Origin of the sequence: Dietzia massiliensis, from assembly GCF_018390595.1 — a bacterium.
Taxonomy (GTDB): domain Bacteria; phylum Actinomycetota; class Actinomycetes; order Mycobacteriales; family Mycobacteriaceae; genus Dietzia; species Dietzia massiliensis.
This window is the reverse complement of sequence record NZ_JAHBAV010000030.1, coordinates 6,778-20,411: the sequence shown is the minus strand read 5'-3', so window position 1 is coordinate 20,411 and position 13,634 is coordinate 6,778. Positions and strand designations below refer to the sequence as shown.

Below are 13,634 nucleotides of genomic sequence, written 5' to 3'. Positions count from 1 at the left end.
GCCGCGGCGGTCTCAGGGCAGGTTGTGGTGGTACGCCTGCTGCTGCGTCAGCCGCGAGATCCGCCAGCCGGCGTCCGCGCGGACGAACTCGAGGACGTACCAGAGCCCGTAGAAGAACACCTGCTGGTCCTTCTTCTCCACGGGCCGCAGCGCCATGGGGTTGAAGCACATGCACCGGCCCGTCGCCGAGTCCCCGTCCAGACTCACCTCGAGGTTGGCCATGAGGTGCTGCGTTGCCGTGAAGACCGGCAGCATCTCGGCCAGCCACGCACGGATCGCCGGGTAGGCGTCGTCGGGCCCACCGGAGGCCTCGTAGCTCACCTGCGCATCCGGCGTGAAGACCCGGTCCAGGCCCTCGAAGTCGCGGGCGTCGATGCAGGTCGCGTACCTGGTCACGAGGTCCTGAAGGTCCCAGCGGTCGGATAACTCGACCAGTGTTCGGCTCATGATCCCTACGCTAACGTGGCCGTATGCAGTACGAGGAGGAAAGGCGCGCCCGCGAGGCGATCGAGCAGCTGAAGTACCGCTACTGGCGGGCATGCGATGCCAAAGACCCCGACGGCTTCCGCTCGTGCTTCGTGGCGACCGGCGGAGTACTCGACTTCGGCCCCCTCGGCCGGACCGACCCCGACACCATGGTCGGCATCTTCCGGCAGATCGCCCTGGCCACCGCCGCCGACGGCGGGCCCCGCATCCTCGACATGCACCACGGCTTCATGCCCTCCATCACCGTCGAGTCCGGCGGACCGAGCAGCCCGCCGAACCGCGCCACCGGCACGTGGACCCTGCAATTCCGTCAGATCGACCGGGACAAGGGCACGGAGACCCTCTCCACCGGCGAGTACTCGGACGTCTACGTGATCGAGGACGACCGCTGGGTCATGGCCGAGTGCCTGTTCACGCCCGGCTGGTCCATCACCCGCACCCTCGACGAGGCCACCGTGACCTACCCGGAGGTCAGCGTCGTCCCGGGTGCGGCCACCGAGGGAGCCGACTCGTGAGCGCCCGGGTCGCGCTGGTCACCGGCGGCAGCCGCGGGGTCGGCCGCGGCGTGGCCACCGCGCTCGCCGACGCGGGGTGGGACGTGTATGTCACCGGACGGTCCGCCGAGCGACTGCAGAGCACGGTCGACGCAGCCGACGGCGCCCCGGGCCGGATCCGTCCACTCGAGTGCGACCACTCCCGGGACGAGGAGATCCTCGCCGTCGTCGCCCGGATCGCCGACGAGACCGGCCGCCTGGACCTCCTGGTCAACAACGTGTGGACCAACCCCAAGGGCTTCATGGGGTTCAACGGCCGGTTCTGGGAGCGGCCCGCCACCGACTGGGACGCGCTCATGGGCGTCGGCCTGCGCGCGCACTACGTCGCGAGCTGCGAGGCCGCCAAGGTCATGGTGCCGCAGGGGTCGGGGCTGATGGTCAACATCTCATCGTTCGGCTCGCGCGCACCGTTCCACACGGTCCTCTACGGCATGAGCAAGACCGCCCTGGACAAGATGGCCTCTGACATGGCGCATGAGCTCGCCGGCACCGGCGTGTCCACCCTGTCCCTGTGGCTGGGCCTCATCCGCACCGAGCTGCTGCTGTCCACCGGCATGGAGGATTTCAACGGCTTCCCGCTGGCCCGCGCCGAGGACCCGACGTTCGTCGGTCGCGTCATCGCCGCCCTCGCCGACGACCCCGATCTCGCGGGTAGGAGCGGCTCGACCGTCATCACGGCCGAGTACGGTCGCGAGAAGGGGATAAGGAACGACGACGGCGAGGTGCCGCTGTCGCACCGGGGTGCCTTCGGCGGGGGCCCGCTCTTCCCGCCCGTGACGGATGAGCATCTCGGGATCGAGACAGTGGACGAGGTGGCCGCGGCGGGCGGACACAACGGATTCACCAAGGAGGGCTGAATGACATCCGCCGAGTTCGGGGAGCTCAACGACCCGCTCGAGCGACTGGAGCGGAACGAGCGTCAGGGCAATCAGGCGTTCCGGTTCGTATTGCTGTCCACGCTCGCGGTCGTGGCCCTGGCCGTGGTGATCGTGCTGATCCGTGGCGGCGTCGGGGACGAGTGCGCCGACCAGGGCGCGCTGTGTCTGACCTCCGACCGCGTCGAGGTGGTCATCATCCCGCTGCTGCTGTCGATCGTGCTGGCCATCACGTCCGCCGTGAAGACGTACCGGCGGTGGCAGGCGCGGATCCGCTGGCGGCCGTGGTTGTACGCGACCTACGCGATGTGGATGGTCACCACCGCGTACCTGCTCATCTCGTCGTCGGCGGTGTTCGTCCAGCGCGGCTGAGCCGCGCACGGCCCCGGTGCCCGGGCATCCCGCCCGGCACGCGCCCGCCAACCCGAAATCCGCTACCCTCCCTCCGGATCCGCTACTCCCATACGAGTAGCGGATCCCGAGTCCGGGTAGCGGATTTCGGCGCGCGTCAGCAGTAGGACCAGGGTCAGGGCACGATATTGACCATCTTGCCCGGCACCACGATGACCTTCTTGGGCGCGGCGCCGCCCAGGTTCTCCTGCACCTTGGCATCGGCCAGGGCGGCGGCCTCGACGTCGACCGGCGAGGCGTCGGCGGGCACGGTGATGCGCGAGCGCACCTTGCCCTTGATCTGAACCGGGTACTCGACCGAGTCCTCGACCAGGTACGACTCGTCGAAGGTCGGGAACGGGCCGTGCGCCAGCGAGCCGGTGTGCCCGAGCCGGGCCCACAGCTCCTCGGCGAGGTGCGGGGCGACCGGCGCGACCATGAGGACCAGCGGCTCGACGACCGAGCGAGGGGCGCCCGGGCCCTCGGTGGGGTACGCCTTGGTCAGGGTGTTGACGTACTCGATGAGCTTGGCGATCGCGGTGTTGTCGCGCAGGCCGGCGTAGTCGTCGCGGACACCCGCGATGGTGCGGTGCAGCGCCTTGAGCACGTCCTCGCCGGGTGCGCTGTCGGTCGAATCCGTGTCGGTCACCCGGACCTCGCCGGTGGACTCGTCGATCACCACGCGCCACAGCCGCTGCAGGAAGCGGTGCGCGCCCACGACGTCCTTGGTGGCCCAGGGGCGCGAGGTGTCGAGCGGGCCCATGGACATCTCGTACACGCGCAGCGTGTCGGCACCGTAGGAGTCGCAGATCTCGTCGGGGGAGACGGAGTTCTTGAGCGACTTGCCCATCTTCCCGTATTCCTGGAACACCTCGATCTCGGTGGCGTCCGCGCCGGCGGAGGCGTCGGTCCAGTAGTACTTCCCGTCGCGCTCGGTCACCTCGGCCGCGGGCACGTAGACGCCGCGGGAGTCGGTGTAGGCGAAGGCCTGGATGTACCCCTGGTTGAACAGGCGCCGGTAGGGCTCCTCGCTGGTGACGTGGCCGAGGTCGAACAGGACCTTGTGCCAGAACCGCGAGTACAGCAGGTGCAGCACGGCGTGCTCGACGCCGCCCACGTAGAGGTCCACGCCGCCCGGGTCGCCGGCGCCGTGGATCTCGGGGCGCGGGCCGGTCCAGTAGCGCTCGTTCTCGATCGCGCAGAGCTGCTCGGAGTTGGTGGGGTCGATGTAGCGCAGCTGGTACCAACTGGAGCCGGCCCAGTTGGGCATGACGTTGGCGTCGCGGGTGTAGGTCTTGAGCCCGTCACCGAGATCCAGCTCGACCGTCATCCACTCGGTCGCCTTGGCCAGTGGCGGGGACGGCACCGAGTCGGCGTCGTCGGGGTCGAACGAGACGGGCTTGTAGTCCTCCACCTCGGGCAGCTCGACGGGCAGCATCTCTTCGGGCAGCGCGTGGGGCACGCCGTCGGAGTCGTAGACCACGGGGAACGGCTCGCCCCAGTAGCGCTGCCGGGCGAACAGCCAGTCGCGGAGCTTGTACTGGACGGTGCCCTCGCCGGTGCCCTCCCCCTCGAGCCAGGCGATGGTGGCGGCCTTGGCCTCGTCCACGCCCAGGCCGTCGAGGGACAGCCCCTCGTCGTTGGTGGAGTTCACGGCCACGCCGTCGCCGGCGTAGGCCTCGGCCTGCACGTCGAGCTCGCGCCCGTCGGCGGGCGCCACGACCTGCCGGATGGGCAGCCCGAACGCCAGGGCGAACTCGTGGTCGCGCGCGTCGTGGCCGGGCACGGCCATGATGGCGCCGGTGCCGTAGCCCATGAGGACGTAGTCGGCGACGAACACCGGGACCTGCTCGCCGTTGACCGGGTTGACGGCGTAGGCGCCGGTGAAGACGCCGGTCTTGTCCTTGTTCTCCTGGCGCTCGAGCTCGGACTTCATGGACGCGGCGCGCCGGTAGGCGAACACGGCCTCGGCGGGCGAGGAGTGTCCGCCGGTCCAGCGCGGGTCGAGGGCGCCGGAGGTCGACTCGCCGGGGGCCGAGCCGGGCGCGCCGGCCGGGACCTCGGGCCAGAACGGCCCGGCGAGCTCGTCGACCAGCGGGTGCTCGGGCGACAGGACCATGTAGGTGGCGCCGAACAGGGTGTCGGGGCGGGTGGTGAACACCTCGATGGACTGGTCGGCCACGGCGAACCGGACGCGGGCGCCCTGCGAGCGACCGATCCAGTTGCGCTGCATGGACTTGACCTTGTCGGTCCAGTCGAGCCGGTCGAGGTCGTCGACGAGCCGGTCGGCGTAGGCGGTGATCCGCATCATCCACTGGCTGAGGTTCTTGCGGAAGACGGGGAAGTTTCCGCGCTCGGAGCGGCCCTCGGCGGTGACCTCCTCGTTGGCCAGGACTGTGCCCAGGCCGGGGCACCAGTTGACCGTGGAGTCCGAGAGGTAGACGAGCCGGTGCGCGTCGAGGACCTTCTCCTGCTCGGCGCGGGTCAGCTCGCCCCAGGTGCGGCCGGCGAGGTCGGCGGCGAGGTCGGCGGGCAGTCCGGCGGCCAGCGGGCGGGCGCCGGAGGCGAACTGCTCGACGAGCTCGGCGATGGGCCGGGCGCGGCCGGTGCGGGTGGGGTGGTCGCCGCCGTCGGTCGTCCGGGCGGGGGCGTCGGGGTCGTACCAGGAGCCGTGGATCTGCAGGAAGATCCACTGGGTCCAGCGGTAGAAGTCGGTGTCGGTGGTGGCGAAGACGCGGCGGCGGTCGTGGCCCAGGCCGAGGCGGCCGAGCTGGCGCTCCATGTTGGCGATGTTGGACTCGGTGGTCACGCGCGGGTGCTGTCCGGTCTGGACGGCGTACTGCTCGGCGGGCAGGCCGAACGCATCGTAGCCGAGGGTGTGCAGCACGTTGGTGCCGAGCATCCGGTTGTAGCGGGCGAACACGTCGGTCGCGATATAGCCCAGCGGGTGGCCGACGTGCAGCCCGGCGCCGGACGGGTAGGGGAACATGTCCTGGACGAAGAGCTTGTCCGCGGGCAGCACGCCATCGGGCGCGGCCAGTGGGCCGACGGGGTTGGGCGCCTCGAACGTGCCGCGCTCGGACCATTCGCGCTGCCAGCGGGACTCGATCTCGCCGGCGAGCGCCGCGCCGTAGCGGTGGGCGGGCCCGGTCTCGGGCTGGGTCCCGCTCCCGGACGCCCCCGCGGTCTCGGGCTGCACGCCGGTGGCGCTCTGGTCGCTGCTGCTCACGTCGTCTGCTCTCCCCTGGTCTCGCCGGTGCCCACACGCAGGCCGTGTCCAGCCTAAACCCTGCCCGAGGTGGGGCCGCGCCAGCGTGGGGACCGCGCGGCCGGACGGGTGGTCACGTCCGGCCGCGCGGGGCCGTGGGCGCCGGGCCGCGGCGGGGTCCGGGTCAGACCGTGCGAGGTCGGACCGCGCGCCTGGGGGCTCGGTCAGGTGCCGCGCCGGGTCGGCTCAGGCGCGGGCCGCGCGCCGGCGGGCGAGGACCGCGTCGACGCTGTAGCGGCCGGGGCCGACCAGACCGAAGACCGCGGCGGCGAGCCCGACCACGGCGACGAGCTCCCAGCCGTTGTTGGAGACGTAGACGCCGGAGCCGGCGTGGACGGTGAAGAACGCGCCGATCATGACGACGACGACGAGGACGGCGACCAGGGGGGTGAGCAGTCCCAGGATGAGCAGGATGCCTCCCACGAGCTCGATCACGCCGACGACGGCGGCGGCGGCCGTGGCCCCGGGGATGCCGATCGAGTCGAAGAAGGCGCCGGTTCCCTCGATGCCGTTGATGGCGAACTTCTCCCAGCCGTGGGCGATGAGCACGACGCCCAGGATGACGCGCGTGATGAGCAGGCCCGCGTCGCGGACGGCCGCGGGGACGGGGAGGAGCCGGCTGTCGGCGGCCTCGGGACGGGTGCCGGTGGTGGTCACGGGAGTCCTCTCGGTAAGTGATACGGCACATACTTTTACCCGCCCGCTACGTGTCGTGTCAACTACGCGGGTATAGTGGGGCTATGGCAGATCAGGCTCGGAATCACCAGGTGCGATGGCTGGACAGCGAGGAGAAGGCCCTGTGGCGGGACTACCTCGCTGTCCAGGGCCGCCTCCACCTCGAGATCCAGCGGGACCTCAAGGCGTCCTCCGACCTGACCGAGCCCGAGTTCGAGGTCCTCGTGTACCTCAGCGAGGCGGACGGCCCGCAGCGCATGACCGCCCTCGCCGACGTCCTCATGTGGGAGCGCAGCCGGCTCTCTCACCAGGTGAGCCGCATGATCAAACGCGGCCTCGTGCAGCGGACCGCCTGCCCCGAGGACGGCCGGGGAGCGTTCGTCTCCGCCACCGACGAGGGGATGCGCGCCATCGAGCAGGCCGCCCCGGACCACGTCGCCACCGTGCGTCGGGTGTTCCTCGACCGCCTCGGCGAGGAGGACAAGCGGGAGCTCGCCCGACTTCTCGCCAAGGTACGGGGCGCGGACGGGGCTGAGGCGACTCGGCGATCCGCCGTCGCGGGCGTACCCTCAGGGGCGTGAACGCAGTGTCCGTGGTGGTCGTGGTGCTCCTCGCAGGGCTCGCCCTCGTCATCGCCGGAACCGGCGTCGCCGCCCTGGCCGGCAAGCTCCCCGGCAACGGGGTCCTGGGCGTGCGCACCCCGGAGACCCGCCGCTCCCCCGAGGCGTGGGAGCTCGCCAACCGGGCCGCCGGACCCGCGTTCCTCGGCTCCGGTCTCGTGCTCCTGCTCGGTGCGCTCGCCCTGGGACTGATCGGCGGATGGGTGGGCGGCCTCGTCGTCGTCGTCTCCCTCGTCGGCTCCCTCGCCCTGCTCAGCGTCGCCGGCCTCGCCGGGGCACGCGCGGCGGCGATCTGGGCCGCCAGCGAAGACGGCGACCAGGGCGGATGCGGTTGCGGCCCCGACGGTTGCGGCGGCCACTCCGGCACCGACACCGCCGACACCGGGTGCGCGGGCGGCTCGTCCGGCGACCCCCCCGCCGGCACCTGCTCCCCCGCCGACGCAGGCTCCGGCGCCCCCGGCGACCCCGCCGCCGACTGCGGCGTCACCGGCGGATGCGGCTCGTGCGCCCTCCAGGGCATGTGCGAGACGGAGAGCGCCACCCGCTGAGCGGACCGGTGGACCGACCCCACGGTCGCCCCTACGGTGTGGGACACATCAGTCACCACCGTGGAAGGAGACCGACATGGCCGCCACAGACACGACCCGGGACGTCACCGAGATCCTCACCGCCGATCACCGCGAGATGATCGAGCTCCTCGACCAGATCGAGGCCACCACCGACCCCGCCGAGCGTCGCGCCCTCGCCGACGCCGTCACCGCCGAGGTCATGCGCCACTCCGTGGCCGAGGAGATGTTCGTCTACCCCGTCATGGAGCGCGAGATCCCCGGCGGCAAGGACGAGGTCGAGCACGACAAGGAAGAGCACGACGAGATCGTCGTGGTGATGAAGAAGCTCGAGAACGTCGACGCGCAGGAAGCCGAGTTCATGGGCCTCGTCCGCGAGCTCAAGGGCCTGCTCGACCACCACGCCGACGACGAGGAGTCCGACCAGTTCCCCAAGCTGCGCGAGCACCTGTCGAAGGACACGCTGCTCGACCTGGGACGCAAGGTCGAGGCCGCCAAGCAGGTCGCCCCCACGCGGCCGCACCCCAGCGCCCCCCACTCCGAGCTGTTCCACAAGACTGTCGGCGCGGGCGTCGGCATGGTCGACCGGCTGCGTGACGCCCTGAGCGGGCGCATGAAGAACACCTGAGGCGAGGGGCGACGCGGCTGCGGCGATGCTCGGCTCGGCGCCGCGCGGCGCGGGCACGGATTTGGACGTAACCATGTTGGTCTGGAGGCCATTTCGCCGACATGGTTACGTCCATTCCCTCCATTACTACGTCCACACCCGCGGAGGCCTGTCCCCAGGGCGCCCGGGAGGGTGATCGGCGAGGCGCGACGCCCGAGCGGGTCACCGCAGGGACGTCACCACGATCGCGACGAGCCCGCAGGCGGCGATCACGATCACCAGGGCCACCAGCCCGATGTTGTGACGGGTCTGCGTCTGCTCGACCTCGCCCGCGCGGACAAACCGGTCCACCCGCTGCTCGTGCCGACGCTGCACCCGCAACAGGGCCAGCAGCGGGGCCACCACGAGCGCCGAGAACGCGGCCGCCCACGCCCACGACAACTCCCCGACCAGCTTGGCGACGAGGATGATGTTCACCGCCACCACGGCCCAGGTGCGGGCCCACGACAGGCTGGTGCGCTCGGACTGGAGCCCGGCGTCGGGCGGAACCGCAGCGGGCTCCACGCCGATGCGGCGCGGGCGCGGAGAGGTCACCCGAAGGTCCCGCTGAGGATCGCCACGATGAGCACCACCGCACCCGCCGCGATGCCCAGGACCAGCAGGATCGACGCCTGCGGCATGGGCAGCGGCCGCTGGTGTCGCATGGCCGACTCGATCCGGATCCAGCGCCGGAACGCCACGATCGCCAGCAACCCGGCCAGCACCAACAGGATGCACGCGAGCGGGGTGCGGATGATCTCCGGGATCTCGTCGCCCGCGAACGCCTCCAGCGCCACCGCCCCGGCCGTCAGCCCGAGGCTCGTGCGGATCCAGGCCAGGAACGTGCGCTCGTTGGCGAGCGTGAAGCGCGGGTCCGGCTCCTCGCCGTCCCGCAGCGCCCTGGGCCGCCATCCCTGCTCCGTCATCCGGCCTGCTCCGTCATGACCCGAGCCTATCGGGCGCCCCGCGCGGCGGGAGTGATGCAATAGGGGGATGGGCCTTCTGCGTCGTCTCCGGATCGAGCCGTTCATCCTGGCGATCCTGGCCGCGGTGGTCGTCGCCGCGTTCCTGCCCGCCACCGGCGGTGCGGCCGACGCCCTCGACTGGGTGACGACCATCGGCATCGCCGTGCTGTTCTTCCTCTACGGCGCGCGACTCGAGCCGCGCGAGCTGCTGGTCGGCCTCACGCACTGGCGGCTGCACTCGGTGGTGCTCGTGGCGACATTCCTGCTGTTCCCGCTGCTCGGCCTGCTCGGGCAGTGGATCCTCACGCCCGTGCTCGGCCCGGCGCTCGCCGCGGGGTTCCTGTTCCTCACGCTGGTCCCGTCGACCGTGCAGTCCTCCATCACGTTCGTGGCGATCGCGCGCGGGCACGTCAGCGCCGCCGTGGTGTCGGCGTCGGTGTCCAACCTGCTGGGCGTGTTCGTCACTCCCCTGCTGGTCTTCGCCCTCATGACCACGGACGGGTCGGTGGTCATCACGTGGGACTCGGTGGGGTCGATCGCGTTGCAGCTGCTGCTGCCGTTCGTGGTGGGTCAGTTGCTGCGGCGGTGGGTCCTGCCCGTCATCCGCAGGATCCCGAGGATCGCGCTGTTCGACAAGACCGTCATCGTGCTGGTGGTCTACGCGGCGTTCTCCGAGGGGGTCGCCGACGGGATCTGGTCGACGATCGGAGCGGCCGAGCTCGCGTGGCTGCTCGTGGCGTGCTGCGTCCTGCTCGCGGTGGTGCTGGGCCTGACCGAGCTCGCCTCCCGCGCCCTGCGCTTCGAGGACCGCGACAAGCGGGTCGTGCAGTTCTGCGGCTCCAAGAAGTCGCTGGCCACCGGGCTACCGATGGCGGCCGTGCTGTTCGTCGGACAGCCGATCGGCCTCATGGTGCTGCCGCTCATGCTGTTCCACCAGATCCAGTTGATCGTGTGCGCGTGGCTGGCCGGTCGCTACGGCCGCGCAGAAGACGCCCGGGCCGAACCCGCGGCCTGAGCGACGGGCTGCCGCGGGCTTGCGCGCCGGGCCGCCGCGTCGGACTGTAACGCCGGCCCGCGCCGGCTCACACTCGCCCGGATACCCTCCGGAGAAAGTCGACGATCCCCTCGGCCACCTCGGCCGGCCGCTCTTCGGGCGCGAAGTGCCCGCACCGCTCGATGAGTCGCAGGCCGCTGCCCGGGACCGCGGCCTGCAGCCGGCGCCCCACAGCAGTTGCACCGGCACCTGACCCAGCCGGTCCAGCTGATCGGAGATCTCGAGCGTGTGCCGCGGGTCGTAGTGGGCGACCTGGTGCCGGAAGAAGCTGGGTTGGCCGATCGGCCCGCTGATGAAGTCGAGGTACACGTCGAGCGCGTCCGAGTCGAAGTTGCGATCCCGCCGCCGATGTCGTGGGCGACCAGGTGGAACGTGTCCAGCCCCCACTCCTCCAGCAGGCCGTCCAGCACGGCGACCTGCCCGGTGATCGAGGTGTCGACCTCCGGGTCCGCCGGTCGCTCGGACAGCCCGTAGCCCAGCAGGTCGAAGACGTGGGTGCGGTACCCGGCCTCGGTGCGACCGGGCACCACGACCGCTAGATGTCCGACGAGGAGGGCGTTTTGTGGTTGAGGACGACGGGTTCGCCCTCGCCGTGTATGCCGAACCGGATCCGGTGGCCATCGATGACGGTGTCGCGGTCGGCGATGTGGTTCATCGGCATCGGATCAGCCGAGGTCGGCCACGATCCGCTTGGCAAGTTCCTCAGAGGACTGCGGGTTCTGGCCGGTGTAGACGTTGCGGTCAACCACGACGTGCGATCCCCAGGGCTCGGTGGCCTTGGAGTAGTCGGCGCCCAGCTCGACCAGCTTGTCCTCGAGCAACCAGGGCGCGTTGGCGGCCAGGCCGACCTGCTCCTCCTCGTCGTTGGAGAACCCCGTCATCTTGTAGCCCGCGAACGGCGAGGAGGCCGGATCGTCGGATGCGGCGAGCACCGCGGCCGGCGCGTGGCACAGAAGCGCGACGTGCTTACCTTCGCTCACGCGGTCCCGGAGGATCGCGCCGGAGGTCTGGTCCACGGAGAGGTCCTCCATCGGGCCGTGCCCGCCGGGGTAGAACACCACGTCGAAGTCGTTGTGGTCGACGCTGGCCAGGTCGGTCGGCGCCTCGAGGACCTGCGCGAGACGGTCGAGGGAGGCCCGGACGTGCTGCAGGGTCTCCGGGTCGCCGGCGCCCTCGTCGAGGCTCACCTGGTCGACGGACGGAGTGCGGCCGCCCGGCGTGGCCACGGTGACGGACCACCCGGCGTCGGTGAACACCTCGTAGGGGGCCACGAACTCCTCGGCCCAGAAGCCCGTCGGGTGCTGGGAACCGTCCTTGAGAGTCCAGTGGTCTGCTGCGGACAGGATCATCAGTACGTTCGCCATGCCGCGATCCTACGGATCTCGAGCGACCTCGCAACTGGTCTCGCCGACGCTCCTCCGGCGTGACCTCGCACACACCTAGATATATCTTCACTTTGCCCGCATGTGACGGAAGGTGACATCCGCAATCCCGCTACCAGCAGTTTTCTGCTTTCCACGAGATTGGCGACATATCAGCAGGTCAGGACGTCGACGGAGCCATCGGCTACTTAGGGAGCAAAACGTTGAGCGGCGTTGTGGCGCCCCTTAGCGTTCACGCCGCATGAGCTGAGCGGCTCACGCGAGTCGAGGGGCCACCCGGACCCCTTCCGGTCCACTGAAGGAGTTTTCGTTGGCCACAAAGCCCGCCTTGCTCCGACGCACCGCTCCTCTCATCGTCCTGGCCGGCCTGGCATTGCTGGGGTTCTCGGCAGGGGCGGGAACCGCATGGATGACTGAAGCTACCGCCTCAGCATCCACGAACCACCGCGCAGATCCTTCCGTCGCGCAAGCGGGTTTGGTCTCTCCGACGACGGCCGACCCGACGTCCACAGCGCCCACATCGACTCCGGCGACGTCGACGGCCCGCGTAGATGCCAAGCCACCGGAGTCTTCGACATCCGAGGAGCCCTCGACCGGGCCGGCGCCTGCACCCGCGCCCGCCGTCCGCGTGCCAGTGGCGCCCGCACAACCACCCGTGCGGCCGCGGTACACGCCAGCTCCCGCGCCGCAGCCTGTGCCACCACCAGCGCCGGCGCCCGCACCGGCACCGGCACCGGCACCGGCGCCACCCGAGACGATCACCATCGATCTCGGCGGCCGCGGGGGGATTATCCCGCAGGCGCCGATTCCGCCAAAGCAACTCCATATCGGCTAGCGGCCAACCGGCCGCGAGCTAATCACAAAAATCGAAGGAGAACTAGCATGGACCCGATCTCGATCCTCATTGCCACGATGATCGCCAACACCGCCGTGCCCGCCGGGGCCGCGTCCGCCGCGCCCGCTTTGGCAGGTGCGGCTGCGGCAGTGGCCGCAGCTCCCGCTTGGGCCGTCCCTGCGGGCATCGTCGGTACCGGCGCCGCGGCTGGCGGATCGGCTGCCCTCGGGGCAGGGGCGGGCGTCGTAGCGAACAACCCGCACGCTGCCACCGGCATTGAGAATGCCTTTCATGAGGCGATGAATAACGCCAAGGACGCTGCTGCGGGGTCGATCAACAACATGAACATCCCGGGTGTCCCTTACATCACCTTCAACTGACCTAAGTTGAACGCCGCGCCAAGCCTAGATGGTCACTGAGCCTCAGAGCTGATCGCCGTGCCGCCCTCTCCCCCGCAACAGCCGGGTAGGAGAGGGCGGCACTGTTCTAATGGGGCGGTGACCAGCGTGACCTACCTTCAGCAGACCACCGCGGACCAGCTTCGCCCGACCAATCGCGCAGATCTCACGATCTCCCGCGTCTTTCCCGCCGAGCCCGCCTTCAACGAGCGGATGTACCGCGTGATCGGCAGCGACTGGAACTGGGTCGACCGCCTCGACTGGTCACAGGGCCGCTGGGTCTCCTATTGCTCCGACCCGTGCGTCAGCACCCTCCGCGCGAGACTGGGCGACGAGGTCGTCGGCTACGCGGAACTGCGCATGAGTCCCTGCGACAGCGCAGCCGACGCGGCCACTGCGGGCGGGACCGGGTCCGACGATGACGGAGTCGACGTGGAGATCGTCTACTTCGGCATCCTGCCCGCCTTCGCTGGCCGCGGCCTGGGCGGCTGGTTCCTCTCCGAGGTCTGCCGCATCGCCTGGAACGTCCCGGGCTGCCGCCGCGTGTGGCTGCACACGTGCGCCGACGACTCCCCCGCCGCTGTCCCCAACTACCTCGCCCGCGGGTTCGTCGAATACGACCGGGCGGACACCGGCTGCGACGCCTGCACTGCGTGATCCAACGAGCGGGCCCGGCTCACTGCTCGGGAAGCCGACTCAGCGCCCGACCGCTCATCCGCGAGATCAACTTTTCTGCGACCGCCCCGAACGCCTGCAGCTCGTCGTCGTCACATCCCTCGAACAACCAGTCGGCGAGGCCGACGCGCGCCGTCACCACCTCATCCACAATCCGGCGCGACTTCTCCGTCAGGCTCACCAATCGCACCCGCCGGTCATCCGGCGGCATCGTCCGCTCCACGTGACCACTCGCCACCAGGCCG

18 protein-coding genes are annotated in these 13,634 nt (G+C 70.5%); 9 read left to right on the top strand and 9 right to left on the bottom strand.

The window, feature by feature from the left end:
* Nucleotides 1-12 precede the first annotated feature (12 nt).
* Entirely contained in the window at nt 13-447 is a 435-nt protein-coding gene (locus tag KHA85_RS09845) for a nuclear transport factor 2 family protein (RefSeq protein WP_213185653.1), read from the bottom strand.
* 23 nt (nt 448-470) lie between these two features.
* Here KHA85_RS09845 and KHA85_RS09840 point away from each other — a divergent pair, with 23 nt between their 5' ends.
* The 3 genes from KHA85_RS09840 to KHA85_RS09830 are packed head-to-tail and all read left to right on the top strand — an operon-like array spanning nt 471 to nt 2,287.
* Nucleotides 471-1,001, top strand: a complete 531-nt coding sequence (locus KHA85_RS09840) for a nuclear transport factor 2 family protein (RefSeq protein ID WP_070720903.1) — start codon at nt 471-473, stop codon at nt 999-1,001.
* The gene (locus KHA85_RS09835) at nt 998-1,897 is read left to right on the top strand and encodes an SDR family NAD(P)-dependent oxidoreductase (protein WP_213185652.1); all 900 of its coding nucleotides are present in this window, start codon (nt 998-1,000) and stop codon (nt 1,895-1,897) included. Before KHA85_RS09840 ends, KHA85_RS09835 begins: the two co-directional genes overlap by 4 nt.
* Nucleotides 1,898-2,287: a hypothetical protein gene (locus tag KHA85_RS09830; RefSeq protein WP_106385300.1), complete on the top strand. Its 390-nt coding sequence runs from the start codon at nt 1,898-1,900 to the stop codon at nt 2,285-2,287. It begins immediately after the preceding gene.
* 154 nt (nt 2,288-2,441) lie between these two features.
* On the opposite strand, the gene KHA85_RS09825 is transcribed toward KHA85_RS09830, so the two are convergent.
* Nucleotides 2,442-5,504 (bottom strand): leucine--tRNA ligase, encoded by a 3,063-nt coding sequence (locus KHA85_RS09825; RefSeq protein WP_213185676.1) that lies wholly within the window; start codon nt 5,502-5,504, stop codon nt 2,442-2,444.
* Between the two features lie 255 nt (nt 5,505-5,759).
* Nucleotides 5,760-6,230 carry a DoxX family protein gene (locus tag KHA85_RS09820; protein ID WP_438802052.1) on the bottom strand — a complete coding sequence of 157 codons (471 nt, stop codon included), beginning with the start codon at nt 6,228-6,230 and terminating at the stop codon, nt 5,760-5,762.
* A gap of 83 nt (nt 6,231-6,313) precedes the next feature.
* On the opposite strand from KHA85_RS09820, the gene KHA85_RS09815 reads away from it, so the two are divergent.
* From KHA85_RS09815 to KHA85_RS09805, 3 genes are all read left to right on the top strand, one after another.
* On the top strand, nt 6,314-6,829 hold the full coding sequence (locus KHA85_RS09815) for a MarR family winged helix-turn-helix transcriptional regulator (RefSeq protein ID WP_007632665.1): 516 nt from the start codon (nt 6,314-6,316) through the stop codon (nt 6,827-6,829).
* Nucleotides 6,826-7,416, top strand: a complete 591-nt coding sequence (locus KHA85_RS09810; RefSeq protein ID WP_213185651.1) for an SdpI family protein — start codon at nt 6,826-6,828, stop codon at nt 7,414-7,416. The genes KHA85_RS09815 and KHA85_RS09810 overlap by 4 nt, the downstream gene beginning before the upstream one ends.
* A gap of 76 nt (nt 7,417-7,492) precedes the next feature.
* Entirely contained in the window at nt 7,493-8,062 is a 570-nt protein-coding gene (locus KHA85_RS09805; RefSeq protein ID WP_213185650.1) for a hemerythrin domain-containing protein, read from the top strand.
* 201 nt (nt 8,063-8,263) lie between these two features.
* Here the strand turns inward: KHA85_RS09805 and KHA85_RS09800 are convergent, their stop codons facing one another.
* Nucleotides 8,264-8,635 (bottom strand): DUF202 domain-containing protein, encoded by a 372-nt coding sequence (locus KHA85_RS09800; RefSeq protein WP_213185649.1) that lies wholly within the window; start codon nt 8,633-8,635, stop codon nt 8,264-8,266.
* The gene (locus KHA85_RS09795) at nt 8,632-9,006 is read right to left on the bottom strand and encodes a YidH family protein (RefSeq protein WP_007632656.1); all 375 of its coding nucleotides are present in this window, start codon (nt 9,004-9,006) and stop codon (nt 8,632-8,634) included. Before KHA85_RS09795 ends, KHA85_RS09800 begins: the two co-directional genes overlap by 4 nt.
* A 67-nt stretch (nt 9,007-9,073) precedes the next feature.
* Here KHA85_RS09795 and KHA85_RS09790 point away from each other — a divergent pair, with 67 nt between their 5' ends.
* Nucleotides 9,074-10,060: a bile acid:sodium symporter family protein gene (locus tag KHA85_RS09790; protein ID WP_213185648.1), complete on the top strand. Its 987-nt coding sequence runs from the start codon at nt 9,074-9,076 to the stop codon at nt 10,058-10,060.
* Here the strand turns inward: KHA85_RS09790 and KHA85_RS18625 are convergent.
* The 3 genes from KHA85_RS18625 to KHA85_RS09780 are packed head-to-tail and all read right to left on the bottom strand — an operon-like array spanning nt 10,018 to nt 11,463.
* The gene (locus KHA85_RS18625; RefSeq protein WP_213185647.1) at nt 10,018-10,626 is read right to left on the bottom strand and encodes an alpha/beta fold hydrolase; all 609 of its coding nucleotides are present in this window, start codon (nt 10,624-10,626) and stop codon (nt 10,018-10,020) included. The genes KHA85_RS09790 and KHA85_RS18625 overlap by 43 nt on opposite strands.
* An 8-nt stretch (nt 10,627-10,634) precedes the next feature.
* Nucleotides 10,635-10,760, bottom strand: a complete 126-nt coding sequence (locus tag KHA85_RS18295; RefSeq protein WP_272875138.1) for a hypothetical protein — start codon at nt 10,758-10,760, stop codon at nt 10,635-10,637.
* A gap of 4 nt (nt 10,761-10,764) precedes the next feature.
* Nucleotides 10,765-11,463, bottom strand: coding sequence for a type 1 glutamine amidotransferase domain-containing protein (locus KHA85_RS09780; RefSeq protein WP_182643296.1), 699 nt, complete (start codon nt 11,461-11,463; stop codon nt 10,765-10,767).
* A gap of 900 nt (nt 11,464-12,363) precedes the next feature.
* Between KHA85_RS09780 and KHA85_RS09775 the strand changes: the two genes are divergently transcribed.
* The gene (locus KHA85_RS09775) at nt 12,364-12,696 is read left to right on the top strand and encodes a hypothetical protein (protein WP_007632639.1); all 333 of its coding nucleotides are present in this window, start codon (nt 12,364-12,366) and stop codon (nt 12,694-12,696) included.
* A 117-nt stretch (nt 12,697-12,813) separates the two neighbouring features.
* Nucleotides 12,814-13,371 carry a GNAT family N-acetyltransferase gene (locus KHA85_RS09770; RefSeq protein WP_182642921.1) on the top strand — a complete coding sequence of 186 codons (558 nt, stop codon included), beginning with the start codon at nt 12,814-12,816 and terminating at the stop codon, nt 13,369-13,371.
* Nucleotides 13,372-13,390: 19 nt separating this feature from the next.
* On the opposite strand, the gene KHA85_RS09765 is transcribed toward KHA85_RS09770, so the two are convergent.
* On the bottom strand, nt 13,391-13,634 hold a 244-nt coding region (locus KHA85_RS09765; protein ID WP_368858498.1), incomplete at its 5' end, for a MarR family winged helix-turn-helix transcriptional regulator.

Bases quoted from the DNA above. Each gene is read 5' to 3' on its own strand.
- KHA85_RS09845 (WP_213185653.1), bottom strand. From the start codon at position 447: ATGAGCCGAACACTGGTCGAGTTATCCGACCGCTGGGACCTTCAGGAC.
- KHA85_RS09840 (WP_070720903.1), top strand. From the start codon at position 471: ATGCAGTACGAGGAGGAAAGGCGCGCCCGCGAGGCGATCGAGCAGCTG.
- KHA85_RS09830 (WP_106385300.1), top strand. From the start codon at position 1,898: ATGACATCCGCCGAGTTCGGGGAGCTCAACGACCCGCTCGAGCGACTG.
- KHA85_RS09815 (WP_007632665.1), top strand. From the start codon at position 6,314: ATGGCAGATCAGGCTCGGAATCACCAGGTGCGATGGCTGGACAGCGAG.
- KHA85_RS09805 (WP_213185650.1), top strand. From the start codon at position 7,493: ATGGCCGCCACAGACACGACCCGGGACGTCACCGAGATCCTCACCGCC.
- KHA85_RS09795 (WP_007632656.1), bottom strand. From the start codon at position 9,006: ATGACGGAGCAGGGATGGCGGCCCAGGGCGCTGCGGGACGGCGAGGAG.
- KHA85_RS09790 (WP_213185648.1), top strand. From the start codon at position 9,074: ATGGGCCTTCTGCGTCGTCTCCGGATCGAGCCGTTCATCCTGGCGATC.
- KHA85_RS18295 (WP_272875138.1), bottom strand. From the start codon at position 10,760: ATGCCGATGAACCACATCGCCGACCGCGACACCGTCATCGATGGCCAC.
- KHA85_RS09780 (WP_182643296.1), bottom strand. From the start codon at position 11,463: ATGGCGAACGTACTGATGATCCTGTCCGCAGCAGACCACTGGACTCTC.
- KHA85_RS09775 (WP_007632639.1), top strand. From the start codon at position 12,364: ATGGACCCGATCTCGATCCTCATTGCCACGATGATCGCCAACACCGCC.